Source organism: Schnuerera sp. (assembly GCF_035459645.1).
GTDB lineage: Bacteria > Bacillota > Clostridia > Tissierellales > Tepidimicrobiaceae > Schnuerera.
The window spans coordinates 1-1,721 of record NZ_DATHXO010000316.1; the positions used below are offsets into that span (position 1 = coordinate 1).

The window sequence follows — 1,721 nt, forward strand, 5'->3', positions numbered from 1 at the left end:
AAATTATACCAATGGAAATTTTCATAACCTGTAACTTTTCTCATTATTGTTTCCATTTCTCTATATGTAACCTTTTCATTTGCCTTATAAATATTACTGATATATCCTTTATCAATTGCATAACTAATTGTTTCTTCATAATCAGTAGTTTTATCTTTATTAGGTATTTCCCAATTATAAACTTTACTCAGTATTATTAAAAAATCTCCTTTGGAAATTTTCTCATCTGGTCTGAATGTATTATCAGAATATCCAGAAACTATTCCTCTTCTTTGATAGGCTGTTATTTCATCTTTAGCCCAATGGTCTCTTATATCCAATAAATGTTTTGAATTTTTGTCTATTAATACAGAATATACGTTCGCTTTTCCTTTGAATGAATTTGGTGTAACAAAAGCCTTAATATAACCATCTTCAATATAAGAAGGTATATATAACCATTTGTCATTTACTAGTTTGTAAATACCACCATTATTTTTACCATAGTATTCAAATATTAATTCTATATCTTTTTCGTTATCTTTTGCATAGGATTTATTAGTTACATTAATCTTATAGTAATCTGAAACCTTTATAAAACCTTCATCCAAAGAATAAAATTCATCTGGTAATACATCCAGTTTAACAATTACCGGATTATAATAAGTTCCTTTTTCTATTTTTAAAAAAAATGTATTATCAAAACTCTCAACTTCTCCTCCTGAAATGGGCACCTCCTCTACTTTTGATTTCTTTTCTATAGTCTCTTGACTCAATTCTCGATACTTGTCCCCATATCCTTGTGCTAATCCATCAAGATATCCACTAAAAAATCCATTCCTGTAATTTTTTGATTCTATACTAAGACTATACTCCCTTATTAAACAACTTTTTGTTGGAAAGTATCTTTTCCAATTATTTTCTAGTTTTAAATAATAATCTTCAGTAGCTTCTATTTCTCCTTTGTCTAGTCCAGCACTCAAACCTTCTTCATATCCTTCTTCGTAAGATCTTCTATGTTCATCTACATTCATAGTTCTAAAACTTTCATTATAACTTTCTTCATATGCTCTTCTAAAACCTATTAAGAAACCTTCTCTGTACTTTTTGCCATCTTTATTTAAAGAATACTCCCTTATAATAGTACCATTTGAAGGGATATTCCTCATATAATCTCTAGTTTTATTTTCAAAATAATCCTTGGTACCACTTGTCCGCCCTAAAATATTGCCAAAATATTCCCCTTGAGCAACTCCTTCTTCATAGGAAATTTCCATAGGTTTAAAATTTGCTTTTCCATACCCTTCTTGATAACCCTCTCTAAATTTCCCTTTAAAAGTATTTAAAAATGCATATCTATCTTGGTAACTTAATTTATCTAGATTAAACATTCCAGTCAATGCTTTATTAGAAGGTAAAGATCTATTTATGTTAGCACTTTTATTAGCATAAAAATCTTTATGTCCATAAATCTCTCCTAGTAATAACCCCAATGAATCAGCATAGTCCGTGTATTTTGTCTTTACATCAGCTTTATTAGTTGAACTACCAGCGCTAACACCTTCATTATATCCCTTTTCAAATCCTTTAAGATATCCAGATATAAAACTATTTCTATAAATATCATTTTGGTTATCAAGATAATCTTCATATTTTTTAATTATTTCTTTAATTGAAAGTCTTGCCTCATTATAGGGGATTTTAGGATCTGCAAAATTGTTTTCTAGACCCTTTACCAAGCC

The 1,721-nt window shown here is 28.7% G+C and carries 1 protein-coding gene; it reads right to left on the bottom strand.

The features are described 5' to 3' along the window. On the bottom strand, window positions 1–1,721 hold a 1,721-nt coding region (locus tag VK998_RS07435), incomplete at both ends, for an S-layer homology domain-containing protein (protein ID WP_325227156.1).